The organism is Xanthomonas codiaei (assembly GCF_002939785.1).
Taxonomy (GTDB): Bacteria; Pseudomonadota; Gammaproteobacteria; order Xanthomonadales; family Xanthomonadaceae; genus Xanthomonas; species Xanthomonas codiaei.
Map to the genome: position 1 here is coordinate 19575 of NZ_MDEC01000017.1, position 21550 is coordinate 41124.

18 protein-coding genes and 1 other RNA gene are annotated in these 21550 nt (G+C 69.7%); 12 read left to right on the plus strand and 7 right to left on the minus strand.

What is annotated here, in order from left to right; all coding sequences use genetic code 11:
* The first annotated feature begins 250 nt into the window (after positions 1-250).
* Positions 251-691, plus strand: coding sequence for an SRPBCC family protein (locus XcodCFBP4690_RS13020; protein ID WP_104541345.1), 441 nt, complete (start codon positions 251-253; stop codon positions 689-691).
* A gap of 492 nt (positions 692-1183) precedes the next feature.
* On the opposite strand, the gene XcodCFBP4690_RS13025 is transcribed toward XcodCFBP4690_RS13020, so the two are convergent.
* From XcodCFBP4690_RS13025 to XcodCFBP4690_RS13035, 3 genes are all read right to left on the minus strand, one after another.
* Positions 1184-1495, minus strand: a complete 312-nt coding sequence (locus tag XcodCFBP4690_RS13025; protein ID WP_104541347.1) for a protealysin inhibitor emfourin — start codon at positions 1493-1495, stop codon at positions 1184-1186.
* On the minus strand, positions 1492-2556 hold the full coding sequence (locus XcodCFBP4690_RS13030; RefSeq protein WP_104541349.1) for a M4 family metallopeptidase: 1065 nt from the start codon (positions 2554-2556) through the stop codon (positions 1492-1494). The genes XcodCFBP4690_RS13025 and XcodCFBP4690_RS13030 overlap by 4 nt, the downstream gene beginning before the upstream one ends.
* A 109-nt stretch (positions 2557-2665) precedes the next feature.
* Complete coding sequence (locus XcodCFBP4690_RS13035; RefSeq protein WP_104541351.1) at positions 2666-3322, minus strand: SDR family oxidoreductase; 657 nt, start codon at positions 3320-3322, stop codon at positions 2666-2668.
* A 240-nt stretch (positions 3323-3562) separates the two neighbouring features.
* Between XcodCFBP4690_RS13035 and XcodCFBP4690_RS13040 the strand changes: the two genes are divergently transcribed.
* The 8 genes from XcodCFBP4690_RS13040 (at position 3563) to XcodCFBP4690_RS13075 (ending at position 13216) form a co-directional block, all read left to right on the plus strand.
* A complete protein-coding gene (locus tag XcodCFBP4690_RS13040) occupies positions 3563-4003 on the plus strand; it encodes an NUDIX hydrolase (RefSeq protein WP_104541353.1) in 441 nt (146 codons plus the stop codon).
* Positions 4004-4371: 368 nt separating this feature from the next.
* On the plus strand, positions 4372-8094 hold the full coding sequence (locus XcodCFBP4690_RS13045; RefSeq protein WP_104541441.1) for a M48 family metallopeptidase: 3723 nt from the start codon (positions 4372-4374) through the stop codon (positions 8092-8094).
* A gap of 62 nt (positions 8095-8156) precedes the next feature.
* On the plus strand, positions 8157-8585 hold the full coding sequence (locus tag XcodCFBP4690_RS22910) for a hypothetical protein (protein WP_104541355.1): 429 nt from the start codon (positions 8157-8159) through the stop codon (positions 8583-8585).
* Positions 8586-8592: 7 nt separating this feature from the next.
* Positions 8593-9633, plus strand: a complete 1041-nt coding sequence (locus XcodCFBP4690_RS13055) for an AI-2E family transporter (RefSeq protein WP_104541357.1) — start codon at positions 8593-8595, stop codon at positions 9631-9633.
* 227 nt (positions 9634-9860) lie between these two features.
* Positions 9861-10259: a host attachment family protein gene (locus XcodCFBP4690_RS13060; protein WP_104541359.1), complete on the plus strand. Its 399-nt coding sequence runs from the start codon at positions 9861-9863 to the stop codon at positions 10257-10259.
* Positions 10260-10559: 300 nt separating this feature from the next.
* Positions 10560-10889: a thioredoxin family protein gene (locus XcodCFBP4690_RS13065; protein ID WP_104541361.1), complete on the plus strand. Its 330-nt coding sequence runs from the start codon at positions 10560-10562 to the stop codon at positions 10887-10889.
* A 699-nt stretch (positions 10890-11588) separates the two neighbouring features.
* The gene (proP, locus tag XcodCFBP4690_RS13070; RefSeq protein WP_104541363.1) at positions 11589-13079 is read left to right on the plus strand and encodes a glycine betaine/L-proline transporter ProP; all 1491 of its coding nucleotides are present in this window, start codon (positions 11589-11591) and stop codon (positions 13077-13079) included.
* 61 nt (positions 13080-13140) lie between these two features.
* Positions 13141-13216, plus strand: a non-coding RNA gene (locus tag XcodCFBP4690_RS13075) — sX9 sRNA.
* Between the two features lie 22 nt (positions 13217-13238).
* Here the strand turns inward: XcodCFBP4690_RS13075 and XcodCFBP4690_RS13080 are convergent.
* The gene (locus XcodCFBP4690_RS13080; RefSeq protein WP_167394615.1) at positions 13239-13697 is read right to left on the minus strand and encodes an SRPBCC family protein; all 459 of its coding nucleotides are present in this window, start codon (positions 13695-13697) and stop codon (positions 13239-13241) included.
* 146 nt (positions 13698-13843) lie between these two features.
* Here XcodCFBP4690_RS13080 and XcodCFBP4690_RS13085 point away from each other — a divergent pair, with 146 nt between their 5' ends.
* From XcodCFBP4690_RS13085 to XcodCFBP4690_RS13095, 3 genes are all read left to right on the plus strand, one after another.
* On the plus strand, positions 13844-14662 hold the full coding sequence (locus XcodCFBP4690_RS13085) for an EcsC family protein (RefSeq protein ID WP_146091899.1): 819 nt from the start codon (positions 13844-13846) through the stop codon (positions 14660-14662).
* A 47-nt stretch (positions 14663-14709) separates the two neighbouring features.
* Positions 14710-15105, plus strand: a complete 396-nt coding sequence (locus XcodCFBP4690_RS13090) for a DUF4431 domain-containing protein (protein WP_104541367.1) — start codon at positions 14710-14712, stop codon at positions 15103-15105.
* 245 nt (positions 15106-15350) lie between these two features.
* Positions 15351-15986, plus strand: a complete 636-nt coding sequence (locus XcodCFBP4690_RS13095; RefSeq protein ID WP_104541369.1) for a DUF938 domain-containing protein — start codon at positions 15351-15353, stop codon at positions 15984-15986.
* Positions 15987-16257: 271 nt separating this feature from the next.
* On the opposite strand, the gene XcodCFBP4690_RS13100 is transcribed toward XcodCFBP4690_RS13095, so the two are convergent.
* The 3 genes from XcodCFBP4690_RS13100 to XcodCFBP4690_RS13110 are packed head-to-tail and all read right to left on the minus strand — an operon-like array spanning position 16258 to position 21520.
* The gene (locus XcodCFBP4690_RS13100; RefSeq protein WP_104541371.1) at positions 16258-18072 is read right to left on the minus strand and encodes a hypothetical protein; all 1815 of its coding nucleotides are present in this window, start codon (positions 18070-18072) and stop codon (positions 16258-16260) included.
* A complete protein-coding gene (locus tag XcodCFBP4690_RS13105; protein WP_167394606.1) occupies positions 18069-20339 on the minus strand; it encodes a DUF4175 domain-containing protein in 2271 nt (756 codons plus the stop codon). The genes XcodCFBP4690_RS13100 and XcodCFBP4690_RS13105 overlap by 4 nt, the downstream gene beginning before the upstream one ends.
* On the minus strand, positions 20336-21520 hold the full coding sequence (locus XcodCFBP4690_RS13110) for a BatA domain-containing protein (protein WP_104541445.1): 1185 nt from the start codon (positions 21518-21520) through the stop codon (positions 20336-20338). Before XcodCFBP4690_RS13110 ends, XcodCFBP4690_RS13105 begins: the two co-directional genes overlap by 4 nt.
* Between the last annotated feature and the right edge of the window lie 30 nt (positions 21521-21550).

A 21550-nucleotide genomic window follows, 5' to 3' on the forward strand; every position in this document is an offset into this window, starting at 1 on the left:
CCGCGACTATCGGCGATGGCGGGCGCGGCGGCAACGTGGAGTGCGCGCAGGCGCGCTTCGCAAGGCCGCGAGCGCTTGGCCATTGGCGAGCTTGCGCAGGCCCGGCGCGCCGGCATGTGCAGTCCACGCGACCAGGCGCAAGCGACGGCTCTCGCGTCCGCTTGCCTGCTGGCCAGGCAACACTGCACATGCGCGCGGCCGCCATTGACCGGTAGCATCGCCACCTCCACTGCCAGCCGAGCGAGTGCCGATGTCCACCGTTACGCTACACCGTGTGTTACGCGCCAGCCCCGAGCTGGTCTACCGCGCCTTCCTGGATGCCGATGCGATGGTGAAGTGGCTGCCGCCGGCCGGCTTCACCGGCAGCATCGAGCACGTGCACGCGCAGGTGGGCGGCACCTTCCGCATGGCCTTCACCCATTTCGCCAGCGGGCAGCGGCATGCCTTCGGTGGCACCTACCTGGAGCTGCAGCCCGGTGCCCTGCTGCGCTACAACGATGAGTTCGACGACCCGTCACTGCCGGGGACCATGTTGACCACCGTGCGCCTGCAGGCGCTGCCATGCGGCACCGATCTGCACGTGGTGCAGGAAGGCATTCCCGAACAGATCCCGCTGCATGCCTGTTATCTCGGTTGGCAGGATTCGCTGGGCTTGCTGGCGCATCTGCTGGAAGCGCAGCCGCAGGGTTGATCGGGGCCTGTGCGGTGGTGCGTGTATCGCGCCGCTTGTTGCTGTGTCGATGCCAGTGCGCGCGCCGCCGCCGTGCGATCGGCGGTGGTGCGCCTGGACCGGCGACTGCCGTGCATTGCCGCGTCGTTTGGATGTGCGGTGTTCGCGGCGGCCCACCCGCGTGCTGCTGGGGAGGAGGCCGATAGCAATCCCGCACCCGCGGCAAGCTGCAACGCAGCAATGAGCGGAGTGTCTTCAAGCTGACCGCTGCGCTGCACGTCACGCTAACGCGCCTGCCATCACCATGGGTCACCAGCTGTGCAGTTCTAGAGCATCTAGGCAGCTTAAAGGGTGCAGGCATCCGCAGTTGGACCACCTTCCACGGACATCACCTCAGGCGTGATGTCCGTTTTGCTATCTGCGCCGCGAGAGGTTGCACAGCAGGCAGGCAGCTTGTGCGGAACGGGCCGGACGAGGGCAAGGCCTGCGCAGGCCACGCGCAGGCATCTGCCGCTACAGCGTGCCCTGCTTCCACAGCCGCACGATCGCGGCCGGCGCGTGTTCTTCGGGGATGCGCAGCGGTTCGCTGGCGCCCTCCCAGGCGATGCTGAAATAGCGGCGGTCGCCGCCCCCGGCCTGCGGTGTCGGCAAGGCATGCGCCAGGCACTGGTCCAGCAGGCCGCGCAGTTGCAGGCGCTGCGCTTCGTCCAGGTCATCCATCACCAGCTGGCGTTCGCGGCGCATGGCCGGGAATGCGGCCACGCCTCCCTCGCGGGCCAGGCGCAGGGTGACGCCTGCTTCCACCGGCGGCCGTTGCACGCTCATACGCGCACGCCCACCTCGCGCCATGCCTGATGGACGGCGCGTGCTTCGGCGCTGTCGGCACCGTAATCGGCGCCGGCCACGCTGACGGTGAGCGCGGCAAAGGTGGCGAAGTCTGCCTTGGCGGTCAGCTCGCCGCCGGTGAGGGTGCGATACCAGATCCGGCCAGTCGTCTCCCAGGCCGCGCCACCGATCGCCACCGCCGCGCGATAGAACGCGTGGTTGGGAATGCCGGAGTTGTAGTGCACGCCGCCATCGTCTTCCTGCGTGTCGACATAGCCGGCCATGGTGGCCGGTTGCGGGTCCTTGCCCAAGGCAGGATCGTCGTAGGCAGTGCCGGGGGCGCGCATCGAGCGCAGGCCCACGCCCTGGATGCCCGGCATCAACAACCCCGCGCCGATGATCCAGTCGGCGTCCTGCGCGCTCTGGCGCAAGCTGTATTGCTTGATCAGGATGCCGAACACGTCCGACACCGACTCGTTCAACGCGCCGGACTGGCCCTGGTAGATCAGGTTGGCGGTGCGTTCGGTAACGCCATGGGTGAGTTCGTGGCCGATCACATCCAACGCGATGGTGAAGCGGTTGAAGACCTCGCCATCGCCATCGCCGAACACCATCTGCTCGCCATTCCAGAACGCGTTGTCATAGCCGCGCTCGTAGTGCACGGTACCGATCAGCGGCATGGCCGCATCGTCGATCGAATTGCGCCCGTACACCGTCTGGTAGAAGTCGTGGGTGGCGCCCAGGTAGTCATAGGCTTCGTTCACCGCGACATCGTCGGTGGCGGCGGCGCCCTCGTCGCGTACCAGCGTGCCGGGCAGGATGCTGCCCTGCCTGGCGTCGTAGATCCTGCGCTGCACCGCATGCGCGGCCTGTGGCACTGGCGCCGCCGCGTCATCGGCTCGCGCCAGCAGGCCCAGCGCACGCTGCTGGCGTAGCTGCGCGGTGACCTCACGCGACAACCGCGCGCAGCGGCGGGCATGGTCGGGGGCTGCCTGGGCCACATGGTCCAGCAGATAGGGCGGCAGGATCCCGGCCCGGCGCGGCGAAACGAATGCGGACATCAGCGACCTCCACAGGAACGGCACCGGCGACTATGTCGGCGCCGGCTTTAGGAAATCGTTAGACCGCACCGCCCGTGCCGGGCGCGCCGCGCCGCAGACCGCCTGCCGTTCAGTCCAGCTGCATCAGCGCCTGCTGGATCGGGGTCTGGCCATCGATAAAGCCGATGGTCTTGCCGATGCTGGCCGGCGTCGCCAGCGTGGCGGCGATCACCTGGGCCACGTTGGCGCGCGAGACGCCGCCCTCGGTATCGCTGCCGGGATCGCGGGCGATGCGGCCGGTGGGCGGATCCAGGGTCAGGCGGCCGGGGCCGAGCACGGTCCAGTCCAGCGCGGTGCCGCGCAGATGCGCATCGGCCGCGCCCTTGGCCTGGGCATAGGCAAAGAAGGGGTCGTCCGGCCCGATGCCGTGTTCCAGCCCTGCGCCGAGGTAGGACACCATCACGTAGCGGCGCACGCGCGCGTGTTCGGCGGCCTGCATCGAGCGGATCGCCGCATCGCGGTCCACGGCGTAGGTGCGCGCGGCATCGCCGCCGCCGGCACCGGCCGACCACACCGCCGCATCGTGGCCGGCCAGCTGCGCGGCAATGGCATCGGTATCGGCGTGTTCGATGTCGAACGCCAACGGCGTGGCGCCATCGGCGATCACATCGGCTTCGTGCCCGGGATTGCGGAACAGTGCCGTCACCTGGTGCCCAGCGCGCACCAGCAATGGCGTGAGCAGACGTGCGACCTTGCCGTGGCCACCGATCACCAAGATACGAGACATACCACCTCCAGCATTGCGCGCCGTGGCGCGGAAGACGCGCATCCTCGCCGGTGCCGCGCTAAAGCAGCGTCAGCGCCAGGTCACGGCGTATGCGTTGCCCGAGCGCACTCGCAGCCCGCATCGGCGAATGCCGGCGATGTGGCACCGATGCGGTGCGCGAAGGCATCGCCTGGCCGCGATGCATGACCCGCATGCCTCGCATCTGGGACACTTGCGTGCCTGGTTCTGCGAGAGTGCCCGATGTCCCTGTCTTCCGAGTTGCGCCCACGCGTTGGCTGCGGTGCCTTCATCCAGCGCCGCGATGGCCGCTTGCTGCTGGTGTTGCGCGGACGCGCCCCCGAGCAGGGGCATTGGGGCCTGCCTGGCGGCAAGGTGGACTGGATGGAGACGGTAGAGGCCACCGTGGTGCGCGAGGTGCTGGAAGAAACCGGCCTGCAGGTGCACCCGCAGCGCGTGCTGTGCGTGGTCAGCCATTTCGAACCGGACATGGACCCGCCGCATCATTGGGTGGCGCCGGTGTATGTGGCCCGCATCGAAGGCAGCGAACAGGCGCAGCTGCGCGAACCGCACGTCCTGCACGACATCGGCTGGTTCGCACTGGACGCGCTGCCCACGCCGCTGACCCGCTCGGCGTCGCAGGCGGTGCACCAGCTGCAGGCCGAGCGCGGCGCGGCCGGCTGACAGGCCAGCGGTGGCGTCAGGCGTGGTCACCGCATCGCGTCGGTGCCCGGCGTACCTTGCGCGCCCGACCTCGATCCGCCAGCACGCGTATCGACGCGCTGCCGGTCGCCGGTGATCGGCGCCTTGTAGAGCACATGGATTTTGCCGCGCCGCTCGGCTAACGTCGCACTGCCGCGGCCAGGGGAGCTGGCCTGCGGATGGTGAACCACACGTGTCGAATCACCCGGCCGGGACGCCGATGACGGCTGAGCGCCCGGTCACGCATCAAGGAACGAAGAATGGAATCGCTCTATCCGCAAGGGCCGGCCGTGGTGCCGGAACGGCTGACCGCGCCCAGCAGCAAATACCGTCGGCATGCGTGGCTGGCCATGCTGGGGCTGGGCGGTTTCATCGCCGTGTATCTGGGCCTGCTGGGCTGGTTCGGCTGGACCGCGTACCGCTTGGCATCCGGGCTGGTGCAGGGCTCGGGCGGCGAGCAGGCGGTGTGGCTCTGGCTGGTGGCGATCGGTGCGGCGTTCCTGGCGGTGTTCATGACCAAGGCGCTGATCTTCAACAAGCGCGCCGAACGCGATACCCGCGCGCTGGAGCTCAGCCCGGCCGAGCAACCGGAGTTGTTCGCCTTCCTGCATCGGCTGGCCGACGAGGCCGGCGCACCGCGTCCGCACAAGGTCTACCTGTCGGCGCAGGTCAACGCCGGGGTGTTCTACGACCTGTCGCTGCTCAATCTGTTGCTGCCCTCGCGCAAGAACCTGGATATCGGCCTGGGCCTGGTCAATGTGCTCAACCTGGGCGAACTGAAGGCAGTGCTGGCGCACGAGTTCGGCCACTTCGCCCAACGCACCATGGCGGTCGGCCGCTGGGTCTACATTGCCCAGCAGATCGCCGCGCATATCGTCGGCAAGCGCGATGCGCTGGACAAGCTGCTGGTCACGCTGTCGCGGATCGACCTGCGCGTGGCGTGGATCGGCTGGGGCCTGTCGTTGATCGTGTGGTCGATCCGCTCGCTGGTGGAAATCGCCTTCCGCGGCGTGGTGCTGGCGCAGCGTGCGCTCTCGCGCGAGATGGAATACCAGGCCGACCTGGTGGCCGCCTCGCTCACCGGCAGCGATGCGCTGGTGCATGCGCTGCACAAGCTGGAAGCGGCCGACGATGCCTGGCAGCGCGCAGTGCGTTTTGCCGGGCGCGAGTTTGCGCAGGAGCGCCCGGTCAAGGACCTGTTCGCGATCCAGTCGCGCATCATCGAACACATGCGCGTGGTGTTGAACGACCCCACCCATGGCGCCACGCCCAGCGTGCCGGCGCAGGCCGCACAGGCGCACCGCCTGTTCCAGCACGACATCGCACAAGCCTCGCAGATGTGGGCCACCCATCCGCCCAGCGCCGCACGCGAAGAGAACCTCAAGCGCCACTACATCGCCTGCCCGATCGATGTGCGCCCGGCGATGGCGCTGTTGCGCAACGCGCAGGCGCTGCGCGAGCAGGTCTGCCGCCGGCTGCTCACCGGCGAGGTGAGCTGCTTCGTCGACACCACCGTCTCGCTGGCGGCACTGGAGCGCGAATTTGCGGCGCTTGCCCTGTCGCGCCGCTACCAGGGCCTGTACCTGGGCCGTTCCTGCACGCGCAATGCCCGCACCCTGGCCGAGCTGTACGCCGACCCGTTACCCGATGGCGATCTGCTGCAGGCGCTCGATGGCCTGTACCTACCCGCCGATGGCCAGGCCATCGAGCAGCTGCGCGAGCGCGAACGCCAGCGCGCCAGCTTGCAGGGCCTGATGGACGGCGGACTGCGCGCCACCGGTGGGGTGTTGACCTGGAAGGGCAGCACCCTGTCGCGTGCGCAGCTGCCGGCGGTGATCGCCGAGCTCGATGGCGAATTGCAGGTGCTGCGCGCCCGCGTCAGCGACCATGACCGCCGCTGCCGCAGCGTGCATCTGGCCGCCGCCAACCGCCTGGCCGGCGGCTGGCCGGCGCTGCTGCGCGGCTATCTGGCGGTGCTGCATTACACCGACCACAGCATCGCCGACCTGGACGATGCGTATCTGCTGCACCTGCAGACCTTCCACGCGGTGATTGCCGATGGCCGCGTCTCCGCCAAGGAACTGCGCCAGCTGGTGGCGGCCTGCAACCAGGTGCAACGCGCCCTGCGCCACGTGTATGCACAGGCGCCCACGCTGCGCTTGAATGCGCCGCTGTCCGCAGCCCTGGGGCAGGAGCGCTGGGAGCAGTGCCTGCCGGAGTTCCGTCTGGCCGAGGCTGACGAGCACAACATCGATTCCTGGATGAAGGTCGCCAAGGGCTGGGTGCAGGTCACCATGGAGGCCCTGGAGGCCCTGCGCGATGCCAGCCTGGAGCAGCTGCTGCAGGCTGAAGATGCGGTGGCGCAACGCTTGCGCAGTGGCGAGCACACGCCCACCAACGACACCCCGGCCGCCGCACCCGGCGACTACCCGGTGCGCCTGCCGGGCGATGCGCGGCAGCGCAATCTCAAGCAGAACCTGTGGCAGCGGTTTCTGGCCGCAGACGGGCTGTTTCCGTCTGTGGCGCGCGTGGCGGTCGCAGCCTCGATCGTGGCCGGCGTGCTGTGGGCCGGTGGCAGCGTGGGCCTGGCCGAGGTGGTGGCCTACAACGGCCTGCAGCAGACGGTGACGGTCAGCATCGACGACCAGAGCGCCTCGCTGCCGGCCAACGGGCGGCATGTGTTCCAGCTGGCCGAGCAGGCCAGCCACCACATCAGCACGCGCACCCTCGAGGGTACCGAGATCGAACGCTTCGATGCGCCCAGCGGCGGGCACGGTGGCCAGTTCGCCTACAACGTGGCCGGTGCGGCACTGTTGGTGAACTGGCGCGCCAGCTACGGCTCGGCCGCCGAGGACCGCACGCGCCGGCTGGGCAACGCGCGCTGGGAGCGCACCACCGCCGATGCGGTCTTCGATGCGCCGCCGGCACAGGTCAGCGACAAGGGCAGCCAGTACCGCGAGGTACTCACCGCCGTGGCCGACCGGCCGCCGTACCAGCTGCTGGGCGAACTCACCCCGGCGCAGGACCTGGCGATGATGCAGGCGCATGCACGCTGGGACGATGCGCAGTCGCCCTATCTGGAGCAATGGATACAGCAGTTGTACGCCGCCGCGCCGCAGACACTGCCGGCGATCGTGGCCGAGCGGTTGCAGCGCAATCGGCAGGACGTGGTGGCCTTGCGTGCGCAGCAGGACATCGCCACGCCAGAGCAGCGCGTGCAGGTGTGCGCGCAGCAGACCGCGCTGGCCGCCGCGCATCCGGCTGTCTCCGGCCTGCAGTACGCGGCCATCCGCTGCGCCCCCAATACGGCCGCGCGCGACCAGGCGTTTCTCAGCGCCCAGCAGCGCTGGCCGAAGGATCCCTGGTTGCAGCGCGCTGCGGCGAGCGTGCACGCCGAACGGCAGAACTTGCCCGAGGCACAGGCGCTGTACGAACAGGCTGCACAGTCTCCGGCCATGGCCGACCAAGTGGTGTCGATGCTGGCGCGTCTGCAACGCTACCGTGGCCAGGCGCCCGATCTTGCGGCGTTGGCGCAACGCTCGCCGTCGCTGGCGTCCGCGTTGGCGCTGGAAACCGGCAAGGACACCGAAGGCACGCCGTACCAGAGCTACCACGCGCTGGCCGGCGGGCAACTGGATGCCGCGGTGACCGACGCGGCGCCCAACCCGGACGTGCAGGCGCGGATCGTGCGCCTGGCAGCCGCCTCGCAGGGCGCCAGCGCAGCGCTGCTGCAACAGGCGCGCGCGCTCGATGCCACCGCCGGGCTGGACATGTTCACCGCGCCCACTGCCTGGGCGCTGGCGGCTCGCCAGGGCTGGCCGGTGGAGCCGTTGCGCGAGGCCACCGTGCGCGCCACCGGCGAAGATGCGGCCGGCATCACGCGCTTCTTCGCCGCCGTGCAGGCCGGTGCCGACCAGCAGCACGCCGATGCGGCCCTGACCGGTGTCAGCCTGGTCGGGCGCGGACTGGCGTATGCGATGGCGGCGGTGTTGCTGGGCGAGCGCTGCCCGCAGGCATGGCGCGAGGGTGCCAAGCAGTTGCTGTTCGGTAGCGAACGGCCGTATCTGGGCTGAGAACAGCCAACACCGCCACTGTGCAGCCGCCGCGCGGGCGCGGCGGTGCTCGGAATTGGCGCATGGTCCTCGTACATGCCGGTTTCGGGCGCTCCGTCCACACCCACCTGGCCGATGCGCGAGGTCCTGTTCGCCGCCCTGAGGCGCGCGCGTGGCGGCCTGCTGCCGAGGTGCGGTGGGCCAGTGACTTCGACCAGACCGATGCTGGCATCGTGCTGCCGCCATTGCCGAACGACATGCACCAACAGCTGCCCGACAAGAAGGCCTTGGCGCACGGCTACCGGTACGGGCGCGCTGTTGGCGATGCGCCGGCCATCGCGATGCATGCGTTGCGCCAGCTGGTCGCCGCCGGCAGCGCTGGTGTGCGCCGCATGCAACGGGGTACTGCGTCGCTACACCGCAATGCAGGGCCAGCGACGCCGGCCCCGCGCTGCCGCGGGCACATGGCCTTCTCGTCGTCCTCGCTAGGCTGTCGGCCGTTCCTGCTGTGAGCCGCACATGCCCTCTTCCGAGCTTCGTGCCTTTGTCGTCCGTGTGATCGTGGTGCTGGCCTTGGTGGGCTGCGCATGGTTGCTGTGGACCCTCTCGGACCTGCTGCTGATGGTGTTCGGCGCAATCGTGGTGGCGGTGCTGCTGCGCGCGCTGACCAGCTGGGTGACACGCCATACGCGCCTGTCCGACGGTTGGGCGCTGGCGGTGGTGGTGGTCGTACTCGCGCTGGGGTTCACCGCCTTGTTGTGGCTGTTCGGCTCACAGCTGGCCTCGGAGGTGGGCGCGTTGCAGCGCACCTTGCCGCAGGCATGGACGCGGCTGCACGACTGGATCGCGGCCGGGCCGCTGGGACCTGCGCTGGATGAGTTGACCCGGCAGGCGCCGGCACGCGTGTCCAACCTGGCGCCACGCGCCGGTGCATTTGCGCTGGGTCTCACCGGCAGTGTGGCCAACCTGTTCCTGGTGCTGGCCGGCGCGGTGTACCTGGCCGCGCAGCCGCAGCTGTACCGGCGCGGCGTCCTGCTGTTGCTGCCGGCGCATGTGCGGGCCACCACCGACGATGCCTTGCAGGCCAGCGGCACCGCCCTACGGCTGTGGTTGCGCGGCCAGCTGCTGGCCATGGCGGTGGTGGGCGTGCTCACCGGCCTGGGGCTATGGGCGCTAGGGATCCCCGGAGCCTTGGCGCTGGGCATCGTCGCCGGCCTGCTGGACTTCGTGCCGATCGTTGGGCCGATCGTGGCGGCGATTCCCGCGATCCTGCTGGGCTTCACCGTGAGTCCGCAGATGGCGCTGGCCACGGCGGCCCTGTTCGTGGTGGTGCAGCAGATCGAAGGCAATGTGTTGATCCCGCTGATCCAGCAACGCACCGTGGACCTGCCGCCGGTGCTGATGCTGTTCTCCTTGTTCGGCATCGGCAGCCTGCTCGGCCCGGCCGGCGTGTTGCTGGCTGCGCCGCTGACGGTGGTGGGATTTGTGCTGGTCAAACGCCTGTACGTGCAGGAGGCGCTGGACACGCCCACCTCGATTCCGGGGCAAAAACAGCCGTAACGGCTGTGCCCGCGGATACGACGCACATGCCGCGGATCGGCCCGCACTCCTTGCATCGACCGAAAGCCGGCAAGCGTTGCGCATGATCATGCGCGTGCTTGGCTTGGCCATCGCGCGCTAACGCCACGCTGACACCGGCTAGGCGCAACGCTTACATCTTCTCGCCTAGGTTTGATGTCGACGCGGTGCAACACGTGCCGTGCCGACATCGATCAGGAGAACATCGGATGAGTCTGCAAATCCCTCAGGGTGCCTTGGTAGTGGTCGCCGACGGCGGCGAAGCGCGCTGGTTCACCAACACCGGCAACGAAGCCAAGCTGGTCCTGCGCCAGCATGCGCGTACCGACGTGCAAAACGTCGACGACGAAGGCCCGGCCGGCAAGGCACCGCGCGATCTCACCGAGACAGACCTGGAAGAGATGACCTTTGCCAAGCAATTGTCGCAGGCTCTGAACGATGGTGCCCTGAAGAACGAATACACACACCTGGTGCTGGTCGCCGACCCCACCACCCTGGGCCGCGTGCGCCCCTTGCTGCACAAGCAAACCCAGCAGCGCCTGGTGGGCGATCTGGCCAAGGACCTGACCAATCTGCCCTTGGAAGACATCCAGCGCGCGTTGTCCTGAGGCGGCTTCGTCGATCGTTGCAGAAAGGGCGGGCGCGGTTGCCTGGACGAGGCAACAGTTGACGCACTTTCTGTTTTTTCCGCGACGTGCCGTGCCTGCCTGATGACCGCGGGTGCGGGCTGCGCCACGCAGAGATGCGTGGCGTAGTGAATCGCAGGAAGACGCGTCACATGTCCTGCCAATGCAGCTGCGGTTGGACTGCGCATCGAAGGTGTCGATATCCGTGCCTGAGCCCATGCCAGGCACGCAAACATGGCAGGCAGTCTGCATCAATCATGCACAGCCACGGAGACAGTGCCGATGGGGTTCGTTCGTCAATACGCCACGCAGGCACCAGAACGCAGCGCCGTCGACGCGCAGCCTGGCCTGCAGATACTGGAATTCGGCACCGACTGGTGCGGGCACTGCATTGCCGCCCAGCCGCTGCTGCAGAAACTGCTGGGCGCTTACGATGCGGTGGACTACCGCAAGGTCGAAGACGGAAAAGGCCGGCCGTTGGGACGGTCTTTCCGGGTCAAGTTGTGGCCAACGGTGATCCTGTTGCGCGATGGGGAAGAAGTCGCACGTGCCGTGCGCCCGCAGACGCGCGGGGATCTGCAGGACCTGTTGACGGCACTGGATACGCAGTGACATCGCGTTGCACGTAAGCCTTCTCAATACGGGCAATGATCTTGCCTTGGGCAAGAGAGGGTGACGTGTCGATGCCGTGCAATGCGCGGTGCATGTGGTCGAACGCGACGCATCGCAGCCAACAGTCGACCGCGCAGCTGCGAGATGGATGCTGCCGGTGTTTGGCAGCGACAACGCCACGCACGCAGTTCGGCGCTGAGCGCCTCGTCCACGTGTATCCGACCACCGTCCGTTACGTTCTGTAAGCCGCTTCACGCGGCCATGAGATCGATCCCGACTGCCGAAATCCCTGGAAATCGTGCATTTCGTGCGGCGCCGGGCATCGACAGTATCCCGTGTACATCGCGGATCCAGGCGCATCGCCCATACTTATCTGCCGACCGTTCGGCATGTTCTTTCAGCCGCTCCATGCGAAGGGGTGAGACCCCATTGCGCTGCGGAAATCCCTGCAAATCGAGCCTTTTTCACGGTCGCGCCTGCAGCGATCGGCGCGCTGGTGTACCATGTCGCGCTGATCAAGCCCTTGGGTGTACGCCCATCCCATTGGTCATCTGTCCCGCAGCGCCGCTGAGTTGACGCGGCCGTCCGGGAATGCCTCCGGCTGTTGCAATGCATGTGCCGATGCCGTGCATGCGATTGGCCGTGTCCTGTGCGTTGCCAGGACGAGCAGGTAGCGGTGGCCGTTTCCGGAGATTGCACATGCACGACACGCGCGCGATTCGATCGCATTTTGGCTGGTTCAAACGCCGCCGCCAGCTGCAACTGGACGAGGTCACCGTGGTGGATCGCGGCATGCTGCGCCGCGCCGTTGGCGCGGCAGCGCTGGGCAATGCGATGGAGTGGTTCGATTTTGGCGTCTACGGCTATCTGGCGGTGACGCTGGGCCAGGTGTTCTTTCCGGCCAGCAATCCCACCGCGCAGCTGATCGCCACCTTTGCCACCTTTACCGTGGCGTTCCTGGTGCGGCCCATCGGCGGCATGGTGTTCGGCCCGCTGGGCGACCGCTACGGACGTCAGAAAGTGCTGGCGGCCACGATGATCCTGATGGCGTTGGGTACCTTCAGCATCGGGCTGATTCCGTCCTATGACAGCATCGGCCTGTGGGCCCCGGCTTTGCTGCTGATCGCGCGGCTGGTGCAAGGCTTTTCCACCGGTGGCGAATACGGGGGTGCGGCGACCTTCATCGCCGAATACGCCACCGACCGCAATCGCGGCCTGATGGGCAGCTGGCTGGAGTTCGGCACGCTGGGCGGCTACATCGCCGGCGCCGCCACCGTGACGGCATTGCACATGAGCGTGACCCCCGAGCAGATGCTGGAGTGGGGCTGGCGCGTGCCGTTCCTGATCGCCGGCCCGCTCGGCCTGCTGGGCTTGTACATGCGCATGAAACTGGAAGAAACCCCGGCATTTCGCGCCTATACCGAGCAATCGGAGCAGCGCGAACGCGAGACCGCCGGCCAGGGCCTGATGACGCTGCTGCGCCTGCACTGGCCGCAGCTGCTCAAGTGCGTGGGCCTGGTGCTGGTGTTCAACGTCACCGACTACATGTTGCTGACCTACATGCCCAGCTACCTCAGCGTCACCATGGGCTATGCCGAGAGCAAGGGCTTGCTGCTGATCATCCTGGTGATGCTGGTGATGATGCCGCTCAATATCGTCGGCGGCCTGTTCAGCGACAGGCTGGGCCGCCGTCCGATGATCATCGGCGCCTGCGTTGCGCTGATTGCGCTGGCGATTCCGTGCCTGCTGCTGATCGGCAGCGGCCACGATGGGTTGATCTTTGCAGGGCTGATGCTGCTGGGCCTGGCGCTGGTGTGCTTCACCAGCTCGATGCCCTCCACGCTGCCGGCGCTGTTCTACACCCCGGTGCGCTACAGCGCCCTGTCGATCGCCTTCAACGTCTCGGTGTCGTTGTTCGGCGGCACCACGCCGCTGGTCACCGCCTGGCTGGTGGAACGCACCGGCGACCCGCTGGTGCCGGCGTATTACCTGATGGGGGCGGCGGCGATCGGCCTGGTGACGATGCTGTTCGTGCGCGAAACCGCCGGCCTGCCGCTGCGCGGCTCGCCGCCGGCCGTGGCCAGCGATGCCGAAGCGCGTGCGTTGTTGCAGACCGACAGCCCGGTGACGGTGGATGCGCAGCTGCCGCTGACCCACCAGCCGTCGGTGGGCCAGCCGCGCACCGCCTAAGAGCGGCTGAGCAGACGACTGCGCTCACCACCAGGCGGGCGCGGCCAGTGCTCAGTGAGTCATGTACCACGCGTACGCTGTGGTCCCTGCGCGCCGTCCGCACCTGCCTGACGATCGCTCGCTGCGTTCTGGTAGCCGCTCCTGGCCTGGCGCCGGCGCTCAGCGCAGCGCCGGATCGCGGGTATCGGGCATGTCCGGATACGGCGTGCCGTGCCCGGTTTCGACATGACGCTTGAGGCTGCTGCCCAAGAAGAACTGCCAGCCCTGGCGGCAGACCTCCAGGCACGGAGAGTCGCGGTAGCCGGACTGTACGAATTCCACGCGCGTACCTTCGCCAGTGGAGATCAGGTCGAAACGCATCACCGTGCCCTCCCAGGCGCTGGTGTCGAGCATGTTGGAACGCTCGCAGCGCCAGCACACCAGCCGATGGTCGGCGCCGGCATCGATGCGCAGTTCCACGTGCCAGCCGTGCCCGCTCCAGTCCAGGCAGACGCGGCCATCGACTTGGCGCACCTCGCGCGTCCACCAACGTGCCAGTTGCGCGGGCTCGGACAGCGCGGCAGAGACCACCTCCGGTGCGGCGGCGATCACGACGCTATGGCGGATCTCGTGCTTCATGTCGAGGGCATTGGCTGCGTAGATGCCGATGATGGCGCATTTTGCCTGCCAATTGCAGCCTTGCGCGATGGTCGGGCGCGGCGCTTGTGTAGCGCTCACATGGCGCTGGGTACCATTGGCACGGTCCTTCGATGAGCAGAGCAGGCATGACGACGCTTCCGATACCGGTGATGGACGCTGCCGCGCAGCGCGACCTGGCCACCGCCCATGCCTTGCTGGAAAACCCCGGCGTGGCGGCCCAGTTGGCCAATGCGCTGGGCGCGCCGATCGAGAGCCTGATCAGCAAGCGGCTGCCCAGGCTGGTGACCCGCAGCATCGATGCCGCCACCCGCCGCGCCCTGCAAGTGGCGATGAAGTCCGCGCTGCTGAGCCTGCGTGGCAAGACCGATGCGCTGCAGCCGGCCTCAACCACCGGCCATACGCTGGCGGTTGCCGTGGCCGGTGGCGCCGGCGGCTTCTTCGGCCTGCCCGGCTTGATGGTGGAGCTGCCGCTGACCACCACGGTGATGCTGCGCTCGATCGCCGATATCGCCCGCGCCGAAGGCGAATCGCTGCAGGACCCGGAAACCGCGCTGGCCTGCCTGGAAGTGCTGGCGCACGGCGGTCGCAGCGCGGTCGACGATGGCGCCGAATCGGGCTACTTCGCGGTGCGCGCGGCAATGGCGCAACAGCTCAGTGCGGCCGCCCGTCATGTCGCCGCGCACGGCTTCGCCAGCAAGGGCGCACCGGCGCTGGTCTCGCTGGTGTCGCGCATCGCCGCCAAGTTCTCGGTCAATGTGGGGGAGAAACTCGCCGTGCAGGCCGTGCCGCTGGTGGGCGCGGTGAGCGGCGCCACGCTCAATACGGTGTTCATGCGCCATTTCCAGGCGATGGCGCGCGGTCACTTCATCGTGCGCCGGCTGGAGCGCCAGTTCGGCACCGATGCAGTGCGCCGGGCGTATGAGGCGCTGCCCTCTGCGCGATAGAGCCTCGCGGTGCATTCCGTGATGGCCCTGGCAAGCGATTGCGTGAAATGAAAACCGTACAGCGTTTGCTGCTGATGCTGTGCTGTGTCGTCGCCGCGCCGACCGGTGCGCAGTCATATCACTATGGCGCGCCGGAGGTCACGCTTGAGGGCACGCTCATCAGTGCCACCGGCCTGACACCCGACGGTGCAAAGGTGACGTATCCGGCGCTGCAACTCGCCGCGCCGCTTACCGTCGAGGCGACCGAGGGAAGTGAAGAGTTCGAACCCTCTGCAACAGGCATCACGCTGGTGCAGCTATCCCTCGATGCAACAAGCATGCGCGCATTCAAGCAGTTGAAGGGCCACCAGGCGCGCGTGGCCGGGACCCTCTTTCATTCCGATAACGGCCATCACTACACCGAGGTGTTGCTGTCGGTGACCCGCGTTTCAGCCAGGAACTAGCGGCTTGGGCCCGCTTCGTGTCCAGCTGCCGTTGCGTCCTACGGCCCAGCGAAGCTGGCCGTCAGTGAGCGAGAGGCCGCTGGCACGCATGTGTCTGCGTGCTGCTCGGTACGGACAGTTCACCGCAGTCAACCACAGCCCCGACCAGTGATGCGCGCGTTCGTGTGTCCTGATCAGGCAGCCTGCTACACAGCGCGCCACAATGGCGATCATTGCAATGCCTTCCTTCTGTCCGGACCTGGGCCATGACCAAACCATTCTCACCGGCCTCGGCACGCAACCGCGATCCGATCCTTGCGGTGCTGCAGCGGCATTTCGCCGATCGCCGCCATGTGCTGGAGATCGGCGCGGGTACCGGCCAGCACGCCGTGCATTTCGCTGCCGCGATGCCGTGGCTGCAGTGGCAGGCCAGCGACCACGCCGATCAGTTGCCGGGCATGCGGCAATGGCTGGACGAGGCGGCCTTGCCGAATACGCCACCGCCGGTGTCGCTGCAGGCGGTGCTGACGCCTGCGCCCGGCCTGGCACCGCCACCGCCAGTGCCGGTGCTGACCGACGGGCAACGGGGTTACGACGCGGTCTACAGCGCCAACACCCTGCACATCATGGGCTGGCCGCAGGTGCAGGCGCTGTTTGCCGGGTTGCCGGCGGTGATGGCGCCAGCGGCGGTGTTGGCGATCTATGGGCCGTTCAATCGCGATGGCCGTTTCACCAGCGACAGCAACCGGGCCTTCGATGCGATGTTGCGCGAGCGCGACCCCGCATCGGGCATCCGCGACGCCGAAGCGGTGGATGCGCTGGCGGCATCGGTCGGATTACGCCTGATCGAGGATGTGGCGTTGCCGGCCAACAATCAGTGCCGGGTGTGGCGGCGCGGGTAGGCCCACCGCGACGCAAGAAACCGCGTGGCCGCGCTACAACAGACTGACGCAGATGCCTTCTTTCACCGGGATAGGCCGCTGTGCAGCGGCGGATGAGGGGGCGGCGAAGCCTGGTGTCGGTGGGTGTCACAAGGGCGACGTTCAATGCACGGGTGTCTGCTGCGTGCCCGGTCCAGGTTCGCGGCGCGGCTGCTCCAGGCGACGCGCCGGTCTCGCACGTGCTGCACCCGGGCGCCCGCAGTGAGACGCGCTGGCCGTGCAGGTCCGGCGCCTAGCCGGCCTGCTGCGTCCTGCCACTGCGCCACCGCTCCAGCCACCACAGCAACGCGGCAACGAGCACGAACGCCAGCCACCATGGCCAGCGCGGGCCAGGCTGCGCTGTGGCGTGCGCTGCATGTGGCGATGCGCTGGTGTTGACCAGGGCCAGGGTGGCGCTGCGTTGTGTGTTGGCGAACAGGGCAGGCGCATCGGTGGGGGCACGGATGTAGAGCGCACCGCGGCGTTGGCCGTCCTGCCAGCGGTACCAGCCGGCCTGCCCGGGCCAGAGGCCGGCACAGGCGGCGGTGCCGGTGTCGGGAGCGGGCCGGAACGGTTCGCGGCTGTCGTCGGGTGCCTGCAGCTGCGCGGCAGTGCCCAGGCCGCACAGGTCGATGCGCTGGTCGCGCCAGCCGGTGCGGATAGGCGCGCGGGCGCTGGGTTCGGCCCGGCTCACTGCGGCAAGCGTCTGGCTCCACACTGCGGCGTGCAGGTCGGAGCGGCCGCTCAGTACCAGGCGGTAGCTGTCGGTGATGGCGATCAGGCCGATGCGCCCGCGGCCCAGGGCGCGCCACCAGGCGTAGGGCGTGCCGTCGGGCGCGCGGCCGACGGCGATGGCGTCGGCATCGGTGGGCGCCAGTGCGCGTCGCTCCAGCGCGGGCAGCGCTGCGGTCGTGGGATCGGCCGATTCGTCTGCCTGCCGGCCCGCGTCCGTACCGCCCGCAGTCGCTGCGGCAGGCGGCTGCGCAGCGGCCGAGGCCGATGCGATCTGCAGCGGCGCGGCGGCGCCATCGCCGCCCAGCGCCAGGCCGAGGTCGGCCATTGCGCTGCGCTGTGCGGCATCGGGCGGCCCGCTCAAGCGCAGCAGCACGCCGAGCCCGCGTTCGACCGCCGCGCGCAGGGCGCTGCGTTGCGCACGCGACAACCCGGCCAACGCGCGCTCGTCGACGATCAGCGCGTCGCTGCGGTCCAGCGTGGCGGCATCGAGCGGGCGCGGCGCATCGCCCAGCTGCATGCCGCCGCCGGTGGCGATCTGGGTGTGCAACTGCAGCCCGGCGTCATTGGCCCAGCGGCGCAGGTACTTGAGGTCGGGTTGCGGGGCGCCGGCCAGGATCCAGAGGCTGGGCTCCGGGCTTTCCACCACCGACACCGGCAGGCTGGCCTGGTCGCGGACACGGCCATCGGGGCCGAGCACCCGCACCAGGAACACGCTCTCGCCCACACCGCGCACGTTGCCACTGAGCCGGAAGCGGCCATCGGCGTCGGGCCTGGCCAGGTCGACGCGCCGGCCGGCCGGATCCAGCAGCTCCAGCCTGGCGGCGCGCAGCCCGCCGATGCGGCCCTGGATCGCCACCTCGTTGCCGGGCGCGGCGAGTGCGGGCGTGTCCAACGCGCTCAGGCCGGGGGCGGGCGGCGGTGCGGCATAGCGCAGCGGCCAGCCCCGTGCGATGTCGCGGTCGCGCGCGGGCAGGCCGGCGCCGACGATGCGCAGCCCGGTGGTGCCGGGATGACGGCGCAGCGCGGTGGCCAGATCGGGCATGCGTTCGGCCATGCGCAGCGCGGCGGGGGCCTCCGGCAGGGCGATGACGGTGTCGCCCGCTGCGGCCTGCAGTGCCGCAGCGCTGGCGCCGGCGGTGGCCACCACCAGGGTGCCGGCGGTGCCGGGTTGCGAGGGCGGAAACAGCGCGCAGTACAGCAGCGCCGCGCACACGGGTTGCAGCGCCAGCAACGTGGTCTTGCGCCAGGCCGGCAGGCGCGCGCGGCGCAGCCGCCACCAGGCCAGCACGGTGATCGCGGCCAGGGCCGCCAGGACACCCCAGGCCGGCATCATGGGCGCTCCTGTGCGTGCAGCGCATCGAGATAGCGCTGGCCGCCGGCATCGGCGGCTGGGCGCGGCTGCACGGCCGCCGGCGGGCGGACCAACAGCGGCCAGAGCAGCGCGCGCAGGCGTTGCCGGCAAGCGGTACAGGCGGGGCTGGCACGCAGGGTCTCGATGGCGGCCGCCAGATCGAGCGGATTGTCGAGGGTGGCTTCGTGCGCGGGTAGCCAGCGCGCAAAGGCATCCAGCGCGGCGTCATCGCCGGCCGCTGCGGGCTCGCCCAACGCCTGCCACAACGCCATCGGCTGCGGGTCGGCCACGCTGCGCTCGACCAGCGCATCGGCGCCGTGCACCAGCCCGTCGCGCTTGCCGCTCATGCGCCGGCTGGGGTCGATCGGCGGCAGCTGCGTGCCCACCCGCGGCAGGTAGATGCGCTCGGCCTGCTGCACCTGCTTGATGAAGCCCAGCGCCTTGTTGGCATAGGGCAGGGCGCGCTCGGGGTGGCCCTGACGCAGCTCGCCTTCGGACTGCCACATCTGGTCCAGCGCGGCGCGCAGCAGGGCGCGGGTCTTGGGGTCGAGCAGGGTGGCGGCTTCGGCGTGGTCGTGGGTGTGGCCGAACTCGGACAGCACGTCCTGCGCCTGGCCGAAGCCGCTGCGCGTGGCGGGCGCGGCGCCGTGGTCGTGGTCATGGTCGTCGAGCGCGGCGGCGCCGGCCGGATGCGCGTCGTGATCGTGATCGTCGTGATCGTCGTGGCCGGCCGTGGCCGGCGGGTGCTCCGGCGGCGCAGGGGCATCGGCAGTGGGCATGTCGGCGGTCGGCAGATCGTCGGCCGGGGCAGCGCTGGTAGGTGCGTCGGCGGTGGGTGGGGCCTGGGGGGCGCCTTCGCTCTCTTCGCCCAGGAACTGGCCGTAGCGCAGCCGCAGCAGGCGCTGGTCCACGCCGATGGCGTCGGAGCGCTTGAGATAGCTGGCCGCGTCCAGGCGCGGTCGTTCCTTCAGCAGCGCCTGCGCGTCGATGATGATCTGGCGCTGGCTGCGGAAGTAGGCCGGCAGGGTGCGTTTGACGCTGGCCTCCAGGCCGGCGGCCATGGTCACCTCGGGCGGTGGCCAGCGTAGGATCACGCTGGCGCTGCGGCCTTCCTGCGGGCCGGGCTGGCGGGTGTCGTGGACGATGAGCTGGGCGATCAGGTCGTCGCCGGCGGCCATGCCCAGCGCCTGTGGCTGCAGGGTGGTGGAGAAGCGGCGGCGGTTGGCCGGGCCGCTGCCGCTGAGGGTGCGGCGCTGGGTGCTAAAGGTGATGTTCTCGCCGTTGCCCTGGGCCAGGGTCAGCCGCAGTTCGGCGCTGGCGGCCACGGCGTAGTCGTCGTTGGCGTCGAACTGCAGCGTCCAGCCCGCCTTGCCCGGCGTCCACAGCACCAGGCTCTGCTCGGGCGCCAGTACGCGGACCTGCGGCGGGCGGTCCGGCAGCACGTCCAGCCGGTGCAAGCTGCCGTCGGCGGGCGCATCATCGATCAGGATGCGATACAGCGCCGGCCGTTCGGCCAGCCACTGGCCCTGCCACTGGTCGCTGCGGCCTTGCCGGGTGAGCGCTACCAGGCGGCCATCGCCGAGCCGCAGCGCTACCGTGCGCGGGGTGGGGCTGACCTGCAGCTGCCAGTCCAGCCGGGTGCCGGCCGGCACCCGCGCGTCCAGGCCCGGCAGCCGTGCGGCGGGCAGGCCGGTGTAGGCCGGTGGCGTGCTGTGCAGCCGCGCCTGCCGCAGCACAGGGGCGCCGCGGGTGGCACGCGCGGTGGCGACACGGTCGTCGTTGGCCGATGGCGATGGTGCCTGCGGCGGCCACAGCAGCAGCGCCGCGCAGGCGAGCACGCCCAGCAGACTCCACGGCCCGGCGCGCCGCCACGGCCAGGCCGGACGCAGATCGGGCGGGCTGCTGCGCAGGCGCTGTTCCAGTCGCTGCCGTTGCAACGCCTGCAGCGGGCCGAGGCGGTCGCGCGGGACGAACAGCAGGTCGCTGCTGTCTTCCAGCGCCGGTGCCTGGTCCAGCCGGCGGATCAGCCAGGCCTGGTCCAGCCGGCGTGCTGCCCGCAGCGCCACCGCTGCCAGCGCCAGCGCGCCGGCAAGCACGGCGCCTGCAAGCCACCACGGCGCAAGCGCTGGCTGCAGGCGCCAGGCCAGCACCGCCGGCAGCACTGCCAGCGGCAGCCCGAACAGCAGCAGGCCGGCCGCCGCCCGTCTGCGTGCGGCCTGCCACGCGCGCTGCAGCTCGGGGGTGCTCATGCCGCTGCGTTCCGGCGTGGTGCGGTGGCCAGCCAGCGTTCGAGCGCGAACAGCAGCAGCACCAGGCCGATCAGCCACGGTGCCAGCGACTGCGGCGGCAGGTCGAGCCGGATCGTGGCGCCACGCTGCGGGTGTTGGGTCTGCGCCGGCGCGGTCTGGACGGTGGGCGGTGGCTGCAGCGCGGCACGCAGGCGGGCCGGAAAATCGGCATCCAGCAGCGCGGGCAACTGCGGCGGCTGCAGCGGTGCGGCCCAGCGCAGTACCCGGCCACGGCCCAGCGCTGCGGCGTCCAGCAGGGCTGCGCCATCGGTTTCGGTGAGCGCTTGCAGCGGTGTGGCAAGTGCAGCCGGAACCTGTGCCTGCGCCTGCAGTACCAGTTGTCCGCCTGCCGCGACCCAGGCGAGCATCGGCGCCGGCGGGGCGCCGGGCGACAGCCAGACCACGACCGTGCCGGGCGCCCAGCGCGACGGTTGCGCTGCCGCCGGCGCGACGACCGGCAGGCTGCCCGGCAGCGCCCATGCCGCATGGACCGCGCGCAGATAGCGCAGCGCCGGCGCCGCGCTGTCGTCGGCCACCACCTGCAGGCGCAGCGTGGCCGGTGGCGTGGGCGCTGGCAGCGGTGAGCAGCCGGGCAGCACCTGCCACTGCACCGCACGCGCGAGCTGCACGCGCTGCGCATCCAGTACGCCCCACTGCGCGGGCACGATCACGCTGAGCGCCGCATCGGCCGGCAGGCTGGCGTCGAGTTCACGCAGCAGGCTGCCGACCGGCTGCGCGCTGCCCAAGGTCGCGGGGCTGCGGTCGGCGGTATCGGCATCGATCGGCGCAAACCCCGGCGCCAGCCAGAGCCATTGCGCGTCATCGGCGTGGGGCAGCGCACGTGCCGCGACCAGGTCCACGCCCGGGCTGACCGCGATGCGCGGGCGGCTGTCCTGCCGGTCGCGCAGTGCCGGCTCGGCCAGCAGCACGGCCAGCGCGGCCAGCAACAGCAAACGCAGCAACAGCAGTGGCCACTCGTCGAAGCGTACCCGGTGGCGCGGGCGCGGCATCGCCCGCAGCCAGCGCAACGCGGCGAAGTCGGTGGGCCGGTGCTCGCTGCGTCGTGCCAGGTGGATCAGCAACGGCAGGATCAGAGCGGCCAGTGCAGCCAGGCCGGCGGGCAAGAGCAGCAGCAGATTCACTGCGGCACCCGCCTGGCGGCGTGGGCGCGG

Coding starts and splice junctions, on each gene's coding strand:
- XcodCFBP4690_RS13020 (WP_104541345.1), top strand. CDS start 251: ATGTCCACCGTTACGCTACACCGTGTGTTACGCGCCAGCCCCGAGCTG.
- XcodCFBP4690_RS13025 (WP_104541347.1), bottom strand. CDS start 1,495: ATGAGCGTGCAACGGCCGCCGGTGGAAGCAGGCGTCACCCTGCGCCTG.
- XcodCFBP4690_RS13030 (WP_104541349.1), bottom strand. CDS start 2,556: ATGTCCGCATTCGTTTCGCCGCGCCGGGCCGGGATCCTGCCGCCCTAT.
- XcodCFBP4690_RS13035 (WP_104541351.1), bottom strand. CDS start 3,322: ATGTCTCGTATCTTGGTGATCGGTGGCCACGGCAAGGTCGCACGTCTG.
- XcodCFBP4690_RS13040 (WP_104541353.1), top strand. CDS start 3,563: ATGTCCCTGTCTTCCGAGTTGCGCCCACGCGTTGGCTGCGGTGCCTTC.
- XcodCFBP4690_RS13045 (WP_104541441.1), top strand. CDS start 4,372: ATGCTGGGGCTGGGCGGTTTCATCGCCGTGTATCTGGGCCTGCTGGGC.
- XcodCFBP4690_RS22910 (WP_104541355.1), top strand. CDS start 8,157: ATGGTCCTCGTACATGCCGGTTTCGGGCGCTCCGTCCACACCCACCTG.
- XcodCFBP4690_RS13055 (WP_104541357.1), top strand. CDS start 8,593: ATGCCCTCTTCCGAGCTTCGTGCCTTTGTCGTCCGTGTGATCGTGGTG.
- XcodCFBP4690_RS13060 (WP_104541359.1), top strand. CDS start 9,861: ATGAGTCTGCAAATCCCTCAGGGTGCCTTGGTAGTGGTCGCCGACGGC.
- XcodCFBP4690_RS13065 (WP_104541361.1), top strand. CDS start 10,560: ATGGGGTTCGTTCGTCAATACGCCACGCAGGCACCAGAACGCAGCGCC.
- proP (WP_104541363.1), top strand. CDS start 11,589: ATGCACGACACGCGCGCGATTCGATCGCATTTTGGCTGGTTCAAACGC.
- XcodCFBP4690_RS13080 (WP_167394615.1), bottom strand. CDS start 13,697: ATGAAGCACGAGATCCGCCATAGCGTCGTGATCGCCGCCGCACCGGAG.
- XcodCFBP4690_RS13085 (WP_146091899.1), top strand. CDS start 13,844: ATGACGACGCTTCCGATACCGGTGATGGACGCTGCCGCGCAGCGCGAC.
- XcodCFBP4690_RS13090 (WP_104541367.1), top strand. CDS start 14,710: ATGAAAACCGTACAGCGTTTGCTGCTGATGCTGTGCTGTGTCGTCGCC.
- XcodCFBP4690_RS13095 (WP_104541369.1), top strand. CDS start 15,351: ATGACCAAACCATTCTCACCGGCCTCGGCACGCAACCGCGATCCGATC.
- XcodCFBP4690_RS13100 (WP_104541371.1), bottom strand. CDS start 18,072: ATGATGCCGGCCTGGGGTGTCCTGGCGGCCCTGGCCGCGATCACCGTG.
- XcodCFBP4690_RS13105 (WP_167394606.1), bottom strand. CDS start 20,339: ATGAGCACCCCCGAGCTGCAGCGCGCGTGGCAGGCCGCACGCAGACGG.